Genomic DNA, 16,101 nt, shown 5'->3' on the forward strand with positions numbered 1-16,101 from the left:
GGGTCAGCCGCGACGGGCCTTTTCCAGCACGGGGAACAGCTCCGAGGGGTCGGGGCGGCGGGTGTAATCCGGGTTCACCTCGCCATACAGCACCGTGCCGTCCTGACCGATCACGTAGCGCGCCGGCATCGGCAACGTCCAGCTCGGGTCATCGTTGAAGGCCGGCAGGTCGTTCTTGAGCGCCTTGTACAGCTCGACCAGGTAATCGGGCAGCGTGAAGCGCAGGCCGAACGCGGCCGCCGCCTCTCCCCTCCGGTCGCTTAGCACTGGAAAACCCAACGCCTGGGTACGCACCGCCTTGCGGCTGTTCACCGGCGTCTGCGGCGAGATCGCCACCAGGTTCGCGCCCAGCTCGCGAATGCGCGCGAGCGCCTCATCGAGCGCCTGCAGCTCCAGGTTGCAGTACGGACACCAGACGCCCCGGTAGAAGCTGATCACCAGCGGCCCCTGGGCGAGCAGTTCGGCCGAGGACACCGGCTGACCGTTCTGGTCGGCCAGCTCGAAGGCGGGCGCGCGCTCCCCCACCTTCACGGCACGGGCGGCCTGGCCACTGGCAATCAGCTCGGCAGTGGCGCGCTCCATGATGGGATGGATGTGGGCGGGGGCGTTGAACGGCGGCTTGCCGGCCTTGAAATCGGCCTTGAAGGCATCGAGCGAGTCTTGCAGGGACATGGCTACTCCGAAGTGGTCGACGAACCCGGTGTTCGTCGTGGGTGCCATCTTTCGGTATCCGCCGGTGGTCAGGTAGGCGGCCGGCGGGAATAACGGTTATTCCCACGACCGCCGGCAGGGCCCGCCCGTCCCGCATCGGCGCAGCGCCGCGCTGGAGATAGCCCCGGGGCGCTGTCGCTCAGGCCCGCGTGCCCGCCCTCATACCCTGAACGCGCCGATCAGCTGCTGCAGCTGGGCCACCTGGGCGGTGAGTTCGCGGCTCGCCTGTTCGGCCTGCCCTGCGCCCTGGGCGGTACGCTGGCCAGCCTGGCTGATGGCGACGATGTTCTGGTCGATATCGTGGGCCACGGCGGTCTGCTCCTCGGCCGCGGCGGCGATCTGCTGGTTCTGGTCGACGATCATGCCCACCGCCCCGAGGATGTTCTGCAGGGCTTCCTGGACCTGTGCCGACTGGCTCACCGTGTCGTCGGCCATCCGGTGGCTGGCGTGCATGGTCTTGACCGCCGCACCGACACCCGACTGGAGACGGGCGATCATCTGCTCGATCTCGGCGGTGGACTGCTGGGTGCGCCGCGCCAGATTGCGCACCTCGTCGGCGACCACCGCGAAGCCCCGGCCCTGCTCGCCGGCGCGCGCGGCCTCGATCGCCGCGTTGAGGGCCAGCAGATTGGTCTGTTCGGCGATGGCCTTGATCACGTCGAGCACCTGGCTGATCGCCGTGCTGTCGGTGACCAGCTGGTTGATCACGCTCACCGACTGCTCGATCTCGCCCGCCAGCCGCTGGATGCTGTCGACCTGGGCATCCACCAGGCCCCGCCCGCTCAGGGTTTCCCGGTTCACCGCCTGGGCTCCGTCGACCGCCGCCGACGCGCTGCTCGCCACCGCCTGGGCCGTGGCCGACATCTGGTTCATCGCGGTGGCGACCTGGTCGATCTGGCCACGCTGCTCGGTGACCGCATGGCTGCTGTCGGCGGCGATGCCCTCGACCGCACCGGCCTGCCGGTTGACCTCGCCCACCGTCTGCCCGACCCGCTCGATCAGTTCGCGAATGCGGGTGATCGAGGCGTTGAAGACCTGTCCCAGCTCGCCCATTTCATCGCGGCTCTGGACCTTGAAACGGGCCGTCATGTCGCCCGCGGCCACCTGATCGAGCACCCGCCCGAGCGCCGACAGGGAGGCGCGGGTGGACACGTAGAACGCGCTGTAGAGATACACCACCAGCACGAACACCAGCGCCAGCGCCGTCAGCAGCAGGATCACTTCCAGCCGCTTGTCCTGCAGGCGCTCGCTCAGGCGCTGGTCGAGCACGGCCAGCGAGGCGTCGTTGAAGGCGTAGGTCTTGGCGATCTCGGCGGTGAGCCGGTCGTAGAACCGCTCCCAGGGCTGGTCCAGTGCGTCGGCCATGATCACTTCGTCCTGGATCAGCTCGCTGCCGATCCGCAGGGAGTCGCGGCTGGCCTCGGCGGCGGCCTGCAGCCGATCCGCGGCGGCGCCGACGCTGCCCAACGCATCCTGCAGCTGGGCGCCGTACTGGGCCTGGGTCTTTTCCAGCTCCAGCACCAGGCCGTCCAGGGCATTGCTCGCATCGGAATTGAGAAACCCCTGGCCGAACGTGTAGGCGCCAACCGCCCGGGCCTCTGCGAGCAATGCCGTGACGGCCGGCGTCGCCGCGGTCAGCAGCTCGCTGAGCTGGCGAACGTCGCTCTGGGTGTCGACGCTCAGGCCCGACTGATTGGCGATCAAGCGGATCAGCACCTGTGCGTGGCCGAGCACCTGATCGGCCATCGCCACCCTGGACTGCAGCGAGGATTCCTTGCGCGCCGCCTCGAACGCGGTGGCCAGCGCGTCGCGGCGCGAGGTGAACTCGGCGACCTGATCGCCCTCCTCGCCAACCGGCGCCAGGGCGCCGAGCCCCCGGGTCACGCCCTCCTGGGCACGCGCCATCCGCGCGCTCAGCGCCTGGGAGTTGCCGGCCTGCCCGATGATCGCCTCGATCCGCACCAGGTCCTTCCAGTCTTCCAGGTCCCGGCGCAGCGACAGCGCCGCCGAGAGCGGCTCGAGGCTTTCCAGCTCGACCTGGGTCGCGACGAACTCGCGGTAGGAATCCTTCACCAGGAAGTAGTTGGTGAGCAGCATGGGGACGAAGAACAGCACGCTGATCAGGCTGAACTTCATGCCGAAACTGAGGCGATTCATCATCGCCACTGCGGGATTGAGCAGGCGCTTCAAGGGACGTCTCCCGTATTGTTATTGGGCGCAGCCGGCCGGCTGCGGAGCTCGTCGGAGTGAGATCGTTATACGGGATATCGACGGGGCGGCAGCCAACTTAAGCAATAGCGATGTGCCGCCATAAACGGGAAGGATGGGACCCTGCCAGAGCGAGCAGGGTCCTGGAGGGAGGACAGCGGAACGCGGCGCGGCTCAGGCGAGCAGCGTGACTACCGCGAAGACCGCATACCAGAGCGCCCCGGCACGAATCAGCAAGGCCCAGAGCGCGTCCAGGCGGGCCACGCCCGGCTCGCCGATGAAGCGCTCGTCGAGATCGGCCGCCGCCGGCCCGGCCTGGCCGAGCAGCCGATCAGCGGGCAGCTCCCAGTGCAGCAGCTCGGGCAGCAGGACCCGATTGACCGCCACGAAGTTGCCCACCAGCGCAAAGCTTGCCGTCAGCGCCCGCACCGGCAGCCAGTCCAGCGCATGACGCACCTGTGCGGCCCGCTCGCGCAGTCCCTGGCTGGCGCCGTGCTCGGCGACCAGCGCCAGCAGGCGGTAGCCGAGCGCCACCAGCGGGCCGAGCAGCATGTACCAGAAGATCACCACGAAGAAGCTCTGGAAGCCCTGCCACAGCAGGTGCCGCTCGACGCCCTCGAACAGCCCTTGTTCGCTGTCGGCGGTCAGCCCCAGGTCCCGCTCGGCCGCCAGGAAGGCGCCCTCCCGGTCTTCGCGCCGCCACATGTCGCGAAACGGACCGAGCTGGCGCTTCACGTCGCCTCGGCCCAGGCTGTAGAGCACCACCAGCAGGTGCACCGGCAGGATGAGCAAGCCATAGGCCAGCGGCTCGAGCACCGCCAGCAGCAGCGCCAGCGCGAGCACCGGCAACAGCACCAGCAGCGTCAGCAGCAACCAGGGCGAGCCGCTCAGCGTCGGGTGCGCCTGCAGGCGGGTCTGCAGGGCCAGCCACCAGCCGTCGCGCTGTACCGCCAGACGCAGCGACGAGAACTTCTCGACCAGAAGCACCAGTAGCAGAACCAGAAAACTCACATCACGCTCCTTGTTTCGGTACAGATCGAGGCCGCGACCAGGCGGCGCCAGTCGAAGAACGGGCCGGGATCGGTCTTGCGCTGCGGCGCGATATCGCTGTGGCCACAGACCCGATCGGGGGTGATCGCCGGGTAGTGCCGCTGCAGCAACTGGCACAGTGGGATCAACGCCTGGTACTGGGCCTCGGTGAACGGCTGATCATCGGTGCCTTCGAGCTCGATGCCAATGGAGAAATCGTTGCAATTCTCCCGCTCGCAGAAGCATGAGACGCCGGCATGCCAGGCGCGATCGAGGGTCGAGACGAACTGGGTGACCGCGCCGTCGCGCTCGATGAGAAAGTGCGCCGAAACCCTGAGGTCGGCGATTTCCTGGAAGAAAGGGTGCTCGGTGGGGTCCAGGCAGTTCTGGAAAAGGCGTTGCGCGTTGCCGGTGCCGAAGCACCCGGGCGGCAGGCTGATGTTGTGCAGCACCAGCAGGGACACCTCGCCTGCGGGGCGCGCATTGAAATTGGGCGAAGGGCGGTGGCTGATGCCCTGGCACCAGCCGGTGGCGGGATCCAGCTGCATGGAGGCTCCTGGGTCGAGGGGTCCCCAAGCTTAAAGCGTCGAGCCGCTCAGCACACGGTTTTCGCCAGTGTCAGAACAGCTGCGGCTGGTCCGTCGCCTGGCGATCGCGCCGGGACGCCAGTCGATCGGCGAGACGGGTCGGCTCCGGCAGCCGATAACGGGTCACGTAGTCCATCACCAGCCGCGGCGCGCTGGCCAGGCTGACCCGGTTGCCCGGCGAGACGATCAATGGACGCACCTTGTCCTTGCTGCGCAGCACCGTGCCGATGACGTCGCCGCTCTTGTCGAGCAGGTCGACCTGGGCGCCCCGGTTGAGCGCCAGCTCTTCATGGCGGCCGGTGAGAATCTTCTTCGCCACGCCGATGGTCGGCAGCCCGGTCACCACGCCCAGGTGAGCGGCGATGCCGAGCCGGCGCGGATGGGCGATGCCCTGGCCGTCGCTGAAGATCATGTCCGGCACCTGCGGCAGCGCCTCGAGCGCCTGCAGCACGGCCGGCAGCTCGCGAAACGACAGCAGGCCCGGAACGTAGGGCATCGAGGTGGGAATCCGCGCCAGGCTCTGGGCCACCGGCTCGAGGGTGTTGGCATCGAGCAGCACGACCGCGGCGCGGGTGATGGCGCCACCTTCCTCGAAGCCGACGTCGACGCCGGCGATCAGCTTCAGCGGCCCGAAATCGTCTTCCAGGCGCACCTGCGCCGCGAGGACCTGCTGCAGTTCGCGGGCGGCGGCGGTGCTGCCGTCCCAGTCGCCGAATGGCGAGGCATAGCGGGGCTCGGGAACGCTCATGAACTCCTCCAGGTTGATGAGGGTTGGATGCGGACGTGGCGATCCGGTTCAGCGCCGACGACTTATGGCTAACTGGACAGTGCCGGAAAAACACACGACGATCACGCCGTAACAGGGCCGATACGACCTTGATATCCGACAACAATTAGAAAAGCCACGATGCAATCGCCGACCTGCTTCAAACGCATCAGCGTGCTCGCCACCGACGGCGTGTTCGCCTCCACCCTGACCCAGGCCCAGGACTTCTTCCACATGGCCGCCCTGCGCCACGCTCGCCAGCTCGGCCTCGAGACGCCAACGCTCGAGAGCCGCCTGGCGAGCCCGGACGGTTGCCCGGTGACCACCTTCAGCGGCACGCAGATCGGCGTGGACAGCGGGCTGGGCGACGCCGACGCGATCATCCTGCCGGCCTTCTGGGGCGACTTCGATACGCTCTGCCGGCGCTACCCCGGCGTGATGCCCTGGTTGCGCGAACGGCACCAGGCCGGGGCCGCCATCTGCGGCGAGGCCACCGGAGTGTTCTGGATGGCCGAGGCGGGCCTGCTCGATGGCAAGCAGGGCGCCACCCACTGGCGTTTCGCCGAGGAGTTCGCCCGCCGGTTTCCCCAGGTCCAGCTCAACCCGGACAAGCACCTGAGCGACAGCGACAACCTCTACTGCGCGGGCGGCACCACCTCGGCGAGCGATCTCTACCTGTTCCTGGTGGAGCGCTTCTGCGGACCGAACGTGGCCCAGGGCATGGCGCGCGACGTGCTGTTCGAGGTGCAGCGACGCTACAGCCCCGGCCGCATCGGCTTCGGCGGCCAGAAATTGCACCTGGACACCAGCGTGTTGCAGATCCAGGAATGGCTCGAAGCGCACTTCGCGGAAAAATTTCGCTTCGAGGACGTGGCCCGCCAGCACGGCATGAGCATTCGCAATTTCATGCGCCGCTTCCAGGCCGCCACCGGCGACAAGCCGCTCCACTATCTGCAGCGGCTGCGCGTGGAGACGGCCAAGGGCTTGCTGTCATCGACGCGCAAGAGCATCAAGACCGTCAGCTATGAAGTGGGCTACGACGACGCGAGCTTCTTCGCCCGCCTGTTCCGCCAGCACACCGAACTCACCCCCAACCAGTACCGCCAGCAGTATCGGCATAAAGGCGGCTAAAGCTGGAAGCTGGAAGCTGGAAGCTGGAAGCTGGAAAGCGTTCGGCGCAGCGGAAAAGACGGCACGCTCGACGGCTCCTACAGAACGTCGGGCGTGTAACCGCGCGGGTTTCACCCGCCCTACAGGCTGCCTTTTTTCTTCCAGCTTCAGGCTTCCAGCTGCTCGTCCTACGGCTTATGCGGACGCGAAAGGAACTCGTGGGACTGCATTTCCAGCAGCCGGCTCAGGGTGCGCTGGAATTCGAACTCCAGCCGCCCGCCGGTATAGAGGTCCTTGAGTTCGACCTCGGCCGACAGGATCAGCTTGACGTTGCGGTCGTAGAATTCGTCGACCAGGTTGATGAAGCGCCGCGCCATGTCGTCCTTGGCGACGCCCATCTGCTCGACGTTCGAGACCAGCACCGCCTCGAAGATCTTGCCCAGCTCGATGTAGTCGTTCTGGCTGCGGGGCCCGTCGCACAGCTCGCGGAACTCGAACCAGGCGACGTCGTTGGCGACCTTGCGCGCCTTGATCGCCCGGTTTTCGATCATCAGGGCTTCGTTTTCCTGCGCCTCGCAGTTCTCGGTGAGCAGGCTGCGGAAGCTCTTCTCCAGGCTCTGTTCGGCCTCGGGGCCGAGCGGCCAGTGGTAGAGCTCGGCCTGCTCGAGCGCCCGCAGCCGGTAGTCGATCCCGCTGTCGACGTTGACGATCACGGTGTGCTGCTTGAGCAGGGCGATGGCCGGCAGGAAGCGTGCCCGCTGCAGGCCGTCCTTGTAGAGGCCGTCCGGCACGATGTTGGAGGTCGCGACCAGGCTGACGCCGTTCTTGAACAGCTCATCGAGCAGGGTGGCGAGGATCATCGCGTCGGTGATGTCGGAAACGAAGAATTCGTCGAAGCAGATCACCCGCGCCTCGTCGGCGAAACGCTTGCCGATGATGGTCAGCGGGTTCTTTTCCCCCTTGAGGGTCTTCATTTCCTCGTGCACGCGCTTCATGAAGCGGTGGAAATGGGTGCGCATCTTCTGCTTGAACGGCAGCGCATCGTAGAAGGTGTCGACCAGGTAGGTCTTGCCGCGGCCGACACCGCCCCAGAAATACAGCCCCTTGATCGGCTCCTGCGTCTTCTTGCCGAACAGCTTGCCGATCAACCCCGACTTGTTGCGATCGGCGGCGATCAGGTCGTCGTACAGACGCTGGAGGTGCCGCACCGCAGTTTCCTGGGCCGCGTCGTGGAAAAAGTCGGGACGCTTCAGGTCAGCCTGGTAACGCTCAAGAGGTGTCATGGCGGGATCGGGGTAGTGAAACGGGGTCGCCACTTTAGCGGCGCCCTCGGTGCTTGGCAATTTGCTGAAATCGTTCAACCTGAGCCCTCGACTGGTTGGCGGGACGGCTGCGCCGGCAGAGCGATGGCGGGCCCGCTGCAGCCGGCTCGCCGGGCCAGACTCAGGCGCCGGCCAGGGTCGCCACGGCCGTGTGCAGCCTGAACATGGCCGCGTCGCGCGCGTTGACGTCGTCATAGTCCGGACTGTCGGCGATGCACTCGCCGTCCAGCCACAGCGTGAACTGATTGCCCTCGTCGGCGCGAAGTTCCAGCGCATCGGCGCCCAGGGTTGCCAGCCGCTGGGTCGCAACACCCACCGCCTTGGGATCGGTGAAGGGCCGAGAGAGCAGCAACTGCTCGCCATCGGCGGCCAGGAAACGGAAGCGGAAGCTGCCGTCCTGTTCGCGGAAGCTGACGAAACGCGCGCTCTTGCCGGCTTTCTTCTTCGCCTTGGCGGTGCTTTGCAGTTCGTTGCGGAACGAGCGAAGGCCAACCGCCTCGCGCAGTTCCTGGAGGAACGGGGTGGCGATACGGCGCGCCTTGGCCGCGCCGGCCTGGAGGATGTCTTCGAGCTCCGACGGCTTTTCGATCAGGTGCTGGTAACGCTCGCGCGCCTCGCCAAGCTCGCCTTCGAGCAGTTCGAACAGGCGCTGCTTGGCTTCGCCCCAGGCGAGCCCTTCGAGCAGCTGCTGGCGGAATTCGGCCTGCTGCGCGGGTGTGGAGAAGGCCTGATAGAGCGTGAACAGGTGGGAGTTGTCCGGATCCTTCGGCTCGCCGGGCGCACGGGAGTCGGTGACGATGCGGGCGATGGAATCCTTGAGCTGCTTGGCGCTGCCGAACAGCGGGATGGTGTTGTCGTAGCTCTTGGACATCTTGCGCCCGTCGAGCCCCGGCAGGGTCGCCACGCTCTCCTCGATGACCGCCTCGGGCAGCGTGAAGAACTCGCGGCCCTGGCCGAACAGGTGGTTGAACCGCTGGGCGATGTCACGTGCCATTTCCACGTGCTGGATCTGGTCGCGACCGACCGGCACCTTGTGCGCGTTGAACATGAGGATGTCCGCAGCCATCAGCACCGGATAGCTGAACAGCCCCATGGTCACACCGGTATCGGGGTCCTCACCGTTCTCGCCATTCTTGTCGACCGCGGCCTTGTAGGCATGGGCGCGGTTGAGCAGGCCCTTGCCGGCCACGCAGGTCAGCAGCCAGGTGAGTTCGGTAATCTCGGGGATGTCCGACTGCCGATAGAAGGTCACGCGATCGGTATCCAGGCCGAAGGCGAGCCAGGTCGCGGCGATTTCCAGGCGCGAGCGCTGGATGCGCTGCGGGTCATCGCACTTGATCAGGGCGTGGTAGTCGGCGAGGAAGTAGAACGAGTCGGCATCGCTCTGGCGGCTGGCGACGATCGCCGGGCGGATCGCGCCGGCGTAGTTGCCCAGGTGGGGAGTCCCGGTGGTGGTGATACCGGTCAGGATGCGGGTGGTCATGGCTGTCGTCTCGGCTCAAGCGGGGCAAGCGACGGCAAGGCCGCGGAGCCTCGCCATCATCGGGAGCGGTGGATCACAGGCGCGGCAGCACCAGATCCTTCAATTCCACCAGCTTGCCGTGAAAAAAGTGCCCGCATTCTGCCACTTTCAGCAGCTCATGGGGCCGCTCGAGCGCCACGCTGAAGGCGTACACCGACTCGGGCGGGACCACTTCGTCGCTCTCGGGCTGGATGATCGTCAGCGCGCCGCCCTGCGGCATCGGCTTGCCCGCCAGCCTGGAGACCGCCGGCGCGACCATGAACAGGCGCTCGGCCCTCCGGCCCTGCTGCTCGAGGCGGGCGGCCAGGCTGGCCGCGACGAAGCCTCCGAAGGAAAAGCCGAACAGCGTGACCGGCAGCCCCGGATGCTGGCCCTGCAGCCAGCGCAACGCGGCTTCGGCATCGTCGACTTCGCCGTTGCCCATGTCGTGCTCGCCGGCACTGGCGCCGACGCCACGGTAGTTGAAGCGCAGGGTCGCGAAGCCGGCGTCGCGGGCGGTGCGCTGCAGGGTGGAAACCACCTTGTTCAGCATGGTGCCGCCCTGGACCGGGTTGGGATGGCAGACGAGCGCTACGCGGGTGGGCGCCGCCTGATCGAAATAAAGGCCTTCCAGCGCGCCGCAGGGGCCTTCGAGGGAGACAGGATTTTCACGTATCAACAAAGGGGGAACTCCGTGACCTCGGGTCGAGTCGACTCGTCTTGCTCAGACGCTAGCCGATGTCCACCGCGTCGCATCGCGGTATACAGGGCAGGTACGAGACGTTAACGTAAGCTCAGCCGTTTACCTAGAGGGAAGGACTCGTGGAACAAAGCCTCACGATCTGGTTACTGCCGCTTGTCGGTGTCGCCATCGGCATCGCCATCGGATACCTGGTGGCCCGCAACAGCTCGCCCAACCGCACTCAGCGCCAGGTCGACGACCTGCAGGAGCGCTTCGACACCTATCAGAGCGAAGTGGTGACCCACTTCAACACGACGGCCAGCCTGCTGCGTAAGCTCACCAACAGCTACCAGGACATCCAGGACCATCTTTCCGAAGGTGCCGACCGCCTGGCCCTCGACGAGCCGACCCGCCAACGCCTGCTGGCGGCCTTGCACGCCGACGAGAACAACCACGCCTCCAGCCGTGAACGGCTGACCTCGCCCACCTTCACCGAACCGCCGAAGGACTATGCGCCCAAGGGCGAAGGCGCCCCGGGCACCCTGCACGAGAACTTCGGCCTGAAGAGCAAGCACTGATCAGGCACGCCCCCGTGGCGGCATCCCTGCCGCCACTCGCGTCCTACTGGCGCAAGCGCATCGACAGGTCCACCGCCTGCACATGCTTGGTCAGCCCGCCGATCGAGATGTAATCGACCCCGGTCTCGGCAATCGCCCTCAAGGTGCTTTCGTCGACGCCGCCGGAAGCCTCCAGCTTCGCCCTTCCCGCCGTCAGCCGCACCGCGGTGCGCATGTCGTCCAGGCTGAGCTCATCGAGCATGACGATGTCGGCAGCCGCCTCGAGCGCCTGCTCCAGCTCATCCAGACTCTCGACCTCGATTTCCACAGGCTTGCCCGGCGCGATACGCCGCGCCGCGTCCACCGCCGCCGCGATCCCGCCGCTGGCCGCGATGTGGTTCTCCTTGATCAGGAAGGCGTCGTACAAACCGATCCGGTGGTTATGGCAGCCGCCACAGGTGACCGCGTACTTCTGCGCGAGCCGCAAGCCGGGCAACGTCTTGCGGGTATCGAGCAAACGCACCCCGGTCCCCTCCACCAGGTCGGCGTAATGACGTGCGCGGGTCGCCACGCCGGAGAGGGTCTGCAGGAAGTTGAGCGCGGTGCGTTCGCCGCTCAGCAGTGCCCGGGCCGGTCCTTCCAGGTGGAACAGCGGCTGGTCCGGACGCACCCGGTCGCCATCGAGCACCTGCCAGTGAACTGCGACCCGCGGATCGAGCTGGCGAAACACCGCGTCGACCCAGGCGCCGCCGGCGATCACGGCGTTCTCCCGGGTGATCACGGTCGCATGGGCAAGGCGTTCGGCGGGGATCAGCTGCGCGGTGATATCGCCCGTTCCGAGGTCTTCGCTGAGCGCGCGGCGGACATTGATCTCGATTTCGGTGGAGAGATCGGCAAGCGTCAAATTGGGCATGGCATACTCCGTTGCAGGTTGCCGGATTATAAAGACAGGCTGGCGTTAGCGCAGCGCAGTTGGCAAGTGAGACGCGTTCTGCTAGACAGGAGCGACGCCGTGATCTTTTTTGAATGCCCTCCCAAAAACCGGGAGTATCTGTGACCTGGATCATGTCCAAACAAAATCCGGGCTTGGCTTGGCTGTGCCAGCCCTATAATTAATCCCAGGACGGGTTCCAGCCGCGGGAATACGCATAACCCCAGTTCACGTTGCAATCCCATGGCCGGTGATTGCGGGAGAGTTTCGATGCGAACCGATGCGAAAGTGGTGCACCTCAACAAGGGGACCCCTGAGCAAAAGCCAACTTCGCCGGTAGGAAGACTGCCCGTGGCGCTTATCAACGTGCGCGACAAGGCTGCACAGCAGCTCAAGCAGGCATTGCAGACACTGTTCGACAATGCGGACGACACCCTGTTCGAGATGGCCGATCGCGCCACCAGCAACGTCGAGCAGAACGCCTTCTTCGAAGCCATGCGCGACCTGCGCATGAAGCGCCGTAACATCGAACGCGGCTTCCTGCAGAGCATCTTCGAATCCTTCTCCACCCTCAACCAGTACGAGATCGGCCAGCCAGCGCTTCAGGAAACCTCCTTCGACAGCCTGGCCCTGGTCCAGAACGACGAACTGGAAGAAACCGTCGCCATCGACACGATGGTGACCAAGGTGGTCAACCGCGACGCCATGGCGCTCAGCCATCTGACCACCCGACTCAACGCCCTGATCAGCAAGAAACTCGACGACAAAAGCAATCCGCTCGGTCCGCAGGCCCTTTGCGAAAACTTCCTGCGGGCCTGCCAGGGACTTGGCGTCGACATCAAGGTCAAGCTGATCATCCTCAAGCTGTTCGAGAAGTACGTGCTGAGCAACCTCGACCAGCTCTATGCCGAGGCGAACCAGACCCTGGTCGCCGCCGGCGTGCTCCCGGAACTGCAGTCCACCCCGCCCCGCCGCCAGGCACAGCCCCGCGCGACCACCAGCTATGGCTCGGCCGGCGCTTCGGGTTCGGACCAGGCCGGCTTCGTGGACGACGGCATGCAGGAGGTCTTCGGCGCACTGCAAAGCCTGCTCTCGGAAGTTCGCGGAACGGCGCTGCCGGCACGCAACCACCCGAGCGACGCGGTCCCGATCTCCAGCCACGACCTGCTGCGCCTGCTGTCCCACATGCAGAGCCGCACGCCCCAGTCGATTCAGGATTTCGACCTCCAGGACCAGCTCGAGCAACTGCTGCGCCGCGCCAGCGCCAAGAGCGGCAAGTCGCGCGTCGTCGGCGAAGTCGACGAGGATGTCATCAACTTGGTGTCGATGCTGTTCGAGTTCATCCTCGACGACCGCACCCTGCCCGACTCGCTCAAGGCGCTGATCGGCCGCTTGCAGATTCCCGTGCTGAAAGTCGCGGTGCTGGACAAGACGTTCTTCAGCCGCGGCAGCCACCCCGCCCGCCGCCTGCTCAACGAGATCGCTTCCGCCGCCATGGGCTGGGGCGACCAGGATGAAGCCCAGCGCGACAGCCTGTACCAGAAGATCGAGCAGGTGGTGGTTCGCCTGCTCAACGACTTCGTCGACGACCCGGCGATCTTCTCCGAACTGCTCGCCGACTTCCTCTCCTTCACCGGCGATGAACGTCGCCGCAGCGAGCTGCTCGAGCAGCGCACCCGCGACGCCGAAGAAGGCCGCGCCCGCGCCGAGATGGCCCGCCAGGAAGTGGAACAGGCGCTCAATGCGCGCATGCTCGGCAAGACGCTCCCTGAAGTGGTGGTCCGCCTGCTGCAGGAAGCCTGGAGCAAGGTGCTGCTGCTGACCTGCCTGAAGCACGGCACCCTCTCGGACGAATGGGACGCCGCGGTCGCGACCATGGACGACCTGATCTGGAGCGTCAGCCCCCACGAGTCGGACGAAGAACGGGCACGCCTGCTGGAACTGGTACCGAACCTTCTCAAGGCGCTGCGCGACGGCCTCTCCAGCGCGGCGTTCGACCCCTTCTCCACCAGCGACTTCTTCAACCAGCTCGAAGCGCTGCACGTCCAGGCGCTACAGCCTCCGAAGCAACCGACCCCACCGGCCGCGCCGGAATCGCGCGGCGACAACGTCTTCGACCTGCTGGAGCTGCCACCAGACGAACCCGAGCTGATCGGACCGCCCGCACCGGCAATGATCGAGGTGATCGAAGAGATCGTCCTCGTCGCCCCCGGCGAAAGCCGCGACCAGGAAGCCGAGATCAGCCTCCCCGATGACGACGAGGCGCTGCTCAAGGTCGACAATCTGCGCGTCGGCAGCTGGGTCGAATTCCAGGAAGACGAAGAGCACAAGCTGCGCTGCAAGCTCGCCGCGATCATCAAGCCCACCGGCAAGTACATCTTCGTCAACCGCACCGGCATGAAGGTGCTGGAAAAGACCCGCACGGGCCTGGCGATCGAGTTCAGACGCGGCGCCATCCGCCTGCTCGACGACGCACTGCTGTTCGATCGCGCCCTGGAATCGGTCATCGGCAATCTGCGCCGCCTGAAGAACGCCTGAGCCCCCCCCTCAGGCAACCTCGTCTCTCCCGCCAAGCCAAGCTTTGTCCTTGGCTTTTGGCCATGCACCGCTAGAATGGCTTCATTCCCCGAGAGGTGCGTATGCCAAGCCGCCTGACTCCCGAAGACCAGCAGCGCGTCGACGATTACCTGCGAGCACCACAGCACCAGGTCGAGCGCAAACCCTTCCGCCCCTGGATCCTGTTACTGGTCGTGATCGGCGTCACCCTTGGTCTCGGTTTATTGAGCCGCCTCCTCAGTCGCCTGGTGCTGTGAGTCCGCCGCAGGCCGATCCGACAGAATTTCCTTCACGCTTATGAGTAACCCACATGTCACATCGCATCGTGATCATCGGCGGCGGCGCCGGCGGGCTGGAGCTTGCGTCCCGCCTCGGCAGAACCCTCGGTAAACGGGGCAAGGCCAAGATCACCCTGGTCGACGCGAACCTCACGCACATCTGGAAACCGCTGCTGCACGAAGTCGCCGCCGGCTCGCTGAACTCGTCTACGGACGAACTCAACTACGTTGCCCAGGCGAAATGGAACCACTTCGAGTTCCAGCTCGGCCGCATGTGCGGACTGGACCGCGCGACCAAGTGCGTCAAGCTGCAGGCAACGCTCGACGAACAGGGCAACGAACTGATCCCGCCACGCACGATCGGTTACGACACCCTCGTCCTGGCCGTAGGCAGCACCACGAACGACTTTGGCACCCCCGGTGCAGCGCAGCATTGCATCTTCCTCGACACCCGCCTGCAGGCCGAGCGCTTCCACCATCAGCTGCTCAGCCACTACATGCGCGCCCACGCCGAGGAAGGCCCTCCCGCTGCCATCAGCGTAGCGATCGTCGGCGCCGGCGCCACTGGCGTGGAGCTCGCCGCAGAGCTGCTCAACGCCGCGCGCGAGCTGGCGTCCTACGGACTTGACCGCATCAAGCCCGAAGACGTCCACGTGACCCTGATCGAGGCCGGGCCGCGCGTGCTGCCCGCCCTGCCGGAACGGATCAGCCAGCCGGTCCACCAGACCCTGATCAAGCTCGGCGTGAAGGTACTCACCAACGCCGCCGTCAGCGACGTCACGGCGGAAGGCCTGCACACCAAGCAGGGCGAGTTCGTCCCCGCCACGCTCAAGGTGTGGGCAGCCGGCATCCGCGCACCGAGCTTTCTCAAGGACCTGGACGGACTGGAGAGCAACCGGATCAATCAGTTGGTGGTTCGCCCGACGCTTCAGACCACAGTTGACGATGACATCTATGCCCTCGGCGATTGCGCGGCCTGCCCGCAGCCTGGCACCGAAGGCCGCAACGTGCCGCCCCGCGCCCAGGCCGCGCACCAGCAGGCGTCGCTGCTGGCCAAGTCGATCAGGCTGCGGCTCGAAGGCAAGCCGCTTCCGGAATACCGCTATCGCGACTATGGCTCGCTGATTTCGCTGTCGAGCTTCTCGGCCGTCGGCAACCTGATGGGCAATCTCACCGGCAACGTCATGCTCGAGGGCTGGCTGGCGCGCATGTTCTACATCTCGCTGTATCGCATGCACCAGTTCACGCTCTACGGCGTGACGCGCACGCTGCTGCTGATGTTCGCGGACCGCATCAGCAAAGGCACCGAGCCACGCCTGAAGCTCCACTGAACACCAAAGGGCCGGCATGACCGCCGGCCCTTGCGGAGCGAAAAGACGAACGCAGAAAAACCCACCGCAGCGACCTGCCGTGAGACTTTAATCGAGAGAGGAGAGAATCGAACGACGCGGGGAGGAAATGGTGGGTCGTGTAGGATTCGAACCTACGACCAATTGGTTAAAAGCCAACTGCTCTACCAACTGAGCTAACGACCCATAAAGATGGTCGGGGTAGGGGGATTCGAACTCCCGACATCCTGCTCCCAAAGCAGGCGCGCTACCGGACTGCGCTATACCCCGATTTGAAGTTGGCTCCGCGACCTGGACTCGAACCAGGGACCCAATGATTAACAGTCATTTGCTCTACCGACTGAGCTATCGCGGAACGTAGCACTTCAAGCTCTTCAGCAGGATTCCCGCTTCAGAGGCGCGCCATTTTACGGTTCCCGCCGAAGCTGTCAAGCCTAAAAATTCGCGGTTCGACAATACTTTGCAGCGCTGCTATCGAATTGATATATCTGTGCGCCGGACGTCATATCATCCG

The 16,101-nt window shown here is 65.6% G+C and carries 14 protein-coding genes and 3 tRNA genes; 5 read left to right on the plus strand and 12 right to left on the minus strand.

Translation table 11 applies throughout. The annotated features are described in order from the left end of the window. Positions 1-3 precede the first annotated feature (3 nt). From DN824_RS11410 to nfi, 5 genes are all read right to left on the minus strand, one after another. Complete coding sequence (locus DN824_RS11410) at positions 4-672, minus strand: peroxiredoxin-like family protein (protein WP_138408526.1); 669 nt, start codon at positions 670-672, stop codon at positions 4-6. A gap of 198 nt (positions 673-870) precedes the next feature. After that, the gene (locus DN824_RS11415; protein ID WP_158295381.1) at positions 871-2,901 is read right to left on the minus strand and encodes a methyl-accepting chemotaxis protein; all 2,031 of its coding nucleotides are present in this window, start codon (positions 2,899-2,901) and stop codon (positions 871-873) included. Between the two features lie 192 nt (positions 2,902-3,093). Continuing rightward, positions 3,094-3,930 (minus strand): regulatory signaling modulator protein AmpE, encoded by an 837-nt coding sequence (gene ampE, locus DN824_RS11420; RefSeq protein WP_138408527.1) that lies wholly within the window; start codon positions 3,928-3,930, stop codon positions 3,094-3,096. Then, entirely contained in the window at positions 3,927-4,496 is a 570-nt protein-coding gene (ampD, locus tag DN824_RS11425) for a 1,6-anhydro-N-acetylmuramyl-L-alanine amidase AmpD (protein WP_138408528.1), read from the minus strand. Before ampD ends, ampE begins: the two co-directional genes overlap by 4 nt. Positions 4,497-4,566: 70 nt before the next feature. Next, positions 4,567-5,283, minus strand: coding sequence for a deoxyribonuclease V (gene nfi / locus DN824_RS11430; RefSeq protein ID WP_138408529.1), 717 nt, complete (start codon positions 5,281-5,283; stop codon positions 4,567-4,569). A 159-nt stretch (positions 5,284-5,442) separates the two neighbouring features. On the opposite strand from nfi, the gene DN824_RS11435 reads away from it, so the two are divergent. After that, on the plus strand, positions 5,443-6,432 hold the full coding sequence (locus tag DN824_RS11435) for a GlxA family transcriptional regulator (RefSeq protein ID WP_138408530.1): 990 nt from the start codon (positions 5,443-5,445) through the stop codon (positions 6,430-6,432). A gap of 167 nt (positions 6,433-6,599) precedes the next feature. Here the strand turns inward: DN824_RS11435 and zapE are convergent, their stop codons facing one another. The 3 genes from zapE to DN824_RS11450 all read right to left on the minus strand — a co-directional run bounded on the left by zapE (position 6,600) and on the right by DN824_RS11450 (position 9,910). Continuing rightward, complete coding sequence (gene zapE / locus DN824_RS11440) at positions 6,600-7,694, minus strand: cell division protein ZapE (protein ID WP_138408531.1); 1,095 nt, start codon at positions 7,692-7,694, stop codon at positions 6,600-6,602. A 160-nt stretch (positions 7,695-7,854) separates the two neighbouring features. After that, a complete protein-coding gene (locus tag DN824_RS11445; protein ID WP_138408532.1) occupies positions 7,855-9,216 on the minus strand; it encodes a tryptophan--tRNA ligase in 1,362 nt (453 codons plus the stop codon). Between the two features lie 73 nt (positions 9,217-9,289). Then, entirely contained in the window at positions 9,290-9,910 is a 621-nt protein-coding gene (locus DN824_RS11450) for an alpha/beta hydrolase (protein WP_138408562.1), read from the minus strand. A gap of 146 nt (positions 9,911-10,056) precedes the next feature. Here DN824_RS11450 and DN824_RS11455 point away from each other — a divergent pair, with 146 nt between their 5' ends. Continuing rightward, positions 10,057-10,494: a Z-ring associated ZapG family protein gene (locus DN824_RS11455; RefSeq protein ID WP_138408533.1), complete on the plus strand. Its 438-nt coding sequence runs from the start codon at positions 10,057-10,059 to the stop codon at positions 10,492-10,494. Between the two features lie 43 nt (positions 10,495-10,537). Here the strand turns inward: DN824_RS11455 and nadC are convergent, their stop codons facing one another. Further along, a complete protein-coding gene (gene nadC / locus DN824_RS11460) occupies positions 10,538-11,386 on the minus strand; it encodes a carboxylating nicotinate-nucleotide diphosphorylase (protein ID WP_138408534.1) in 849 nt (282 codons plus the stop codon). Between the two features lie 288 nt (positions 11,387-11,674). Between nadC and DN824_RS11465 the strand changes: the two genes are divergently transcribed. From DN824_RS11465 to DN824_RS11475, 3 genes are all read left to right on the plus strand, one after another. Then, on the plus strand, positions 11,675-13,942 hold the full coding sequence (locus tag DN824_RS11465) for a DUF1631 domain-containing protein (RefSeq protein ID WP_138408535.1): 2,268 nt from the start codon (positions 11,675-11,677) through the stop codon (positions 13,940-13,942). A 101-nt stretch (positions 13,943-14,043) separates the two neighbouring features. Continuing rightward, complete coding sequence (locus tag DN824_RS11470) at positions 14,044-14,217, plus strand: DUF3094 family protein (protein ID WP_138408536.1); 174 nt, start codon at positions 14,044-14,046, stop codon at positions 14,215-14,217. 53 nt (positions 14,218-14,270) lie between these two features. Further along, positions 14,271-15,569, plus strand: coding sequence for an NAD(P)/FAD-dependent oxidoreductase (locus DN824_RS11475; protein ID WP_138408537.1), 1,299 nt, complete (start codon positions 14,271-14,273; stop codon positions 15,567-15,569). A 128-nt stretch (positions 15,570-15,697) separates the two neighbouring features. Here DN824_RS11475 and DN824_RS11480 read toward each other — a convergent pair. The 3 genes from DN824_RS11480 to DN824_RS11490 form a co-directional block, all read right to left on the minus strand. Then, positions 15,698-15,773, minus strand: a tRNA-Lys gene (locus DN824_RS11480). Between the two features lie 7 nt (positions 15,774-15,780). Continuing rightward, positions 15,781-15,857 (minus strand) — tRNA-Pro (locus DN824_RS11485). Positions 15,858-15,866: 9 nt separating this feature from the next. Then, a tRNA-Asn gene (locus DN824_RS11490) sits at positions 15,867-15,942 on the minus strand. Between the last annotated feature and the right edge of the window lie 159 nt (positions 15,943-16,101).

Source organism: Stutzerimonas nosocomialis (assembly GCF_005876855.1).
Lineage (GTDB): Bacteria > Pseudomonadota > Gammaproteobacteria > Pseudomonadales > Pseudomonadaceae > Stutzerimonas > Stutzerimonas nosocomialis.

What these genes read in the sequence shown, in the direction of transcription:
- DN824_RS11410 (WP_138408526.1), bottom strand. Translation starts at nt 672, where the DNA reads ATGTCCCTGCAAGACTCGCTCGATGCCTTCAAGGCCGATTTCAAGGCC.
- ampD (WP_138408528.1), bottom strand. Translation starts at nt 4,496, where the DNA reads ATGCAGCTGGATCCCGCCACCGGCTGGTGCCAGGGCATCAGCCACCGC.
- nfi (WP_138408529.1), bottom strand. Translation starts at nt 5,283, where the DNA reads ATGAGCGTTCCCGAGCCCCGCTATGCCTCGCCATTCGGCGACTGGGAC.
- DN824_RS11435 (WP_138408530.1), top strand. Translation starts at nt 5,443, where the DNA reads ATGCAATCGCCGACCTGCTTCAAACGCATCAGCGTGCTCGCCACCGAC.
- zapE (WP_138408531.1), bottom strand. Translation starts at nt 7,694, where the DNA reads ATGACACCTCTTGAGCGTTACCAGGCTGACCTGAAGCGTCCCGACTTT.
- DN824_RS11445 (WP_138408532.1), bottom strand. Translation starts at nt 9,216, where the DNA reads ATGACCACCCGCATCCTGACCGGTATCACCACCACCGGGACTCCCCAC.
- nadC (WP_138408534.1), bottom strand. Translation starts at nt 11,386, where the DNA reads ATGCCCAATTTGACGCTTGCCGATCTCTCCACCGAAATCGAGATCAAT.
- DN824_RS11465 (WP_138408535.1), top strand. Translation starts at nt 11,675, where the DNA reads ATGCGAACCGATGCGAAAGTGGTGCACCTCAACAAGGGGACCCCTGAG.
- DN824_RS11470 (WP_138408536.1), top strand. Translation starts at nt 14,044, where the DNA reads ATGCCAAGCCGCCTGACTCCCGAAGACCAGCAGCGCGTCGACGATTAC.
- DN824_RS11475 (WP_138408537.1), top strand. Translation starts at nt 14,271, where the DNA reads ATGTCACATCGCATCGTGATCATCGGCGGCGGCGCCGGCGGGCTGGAG.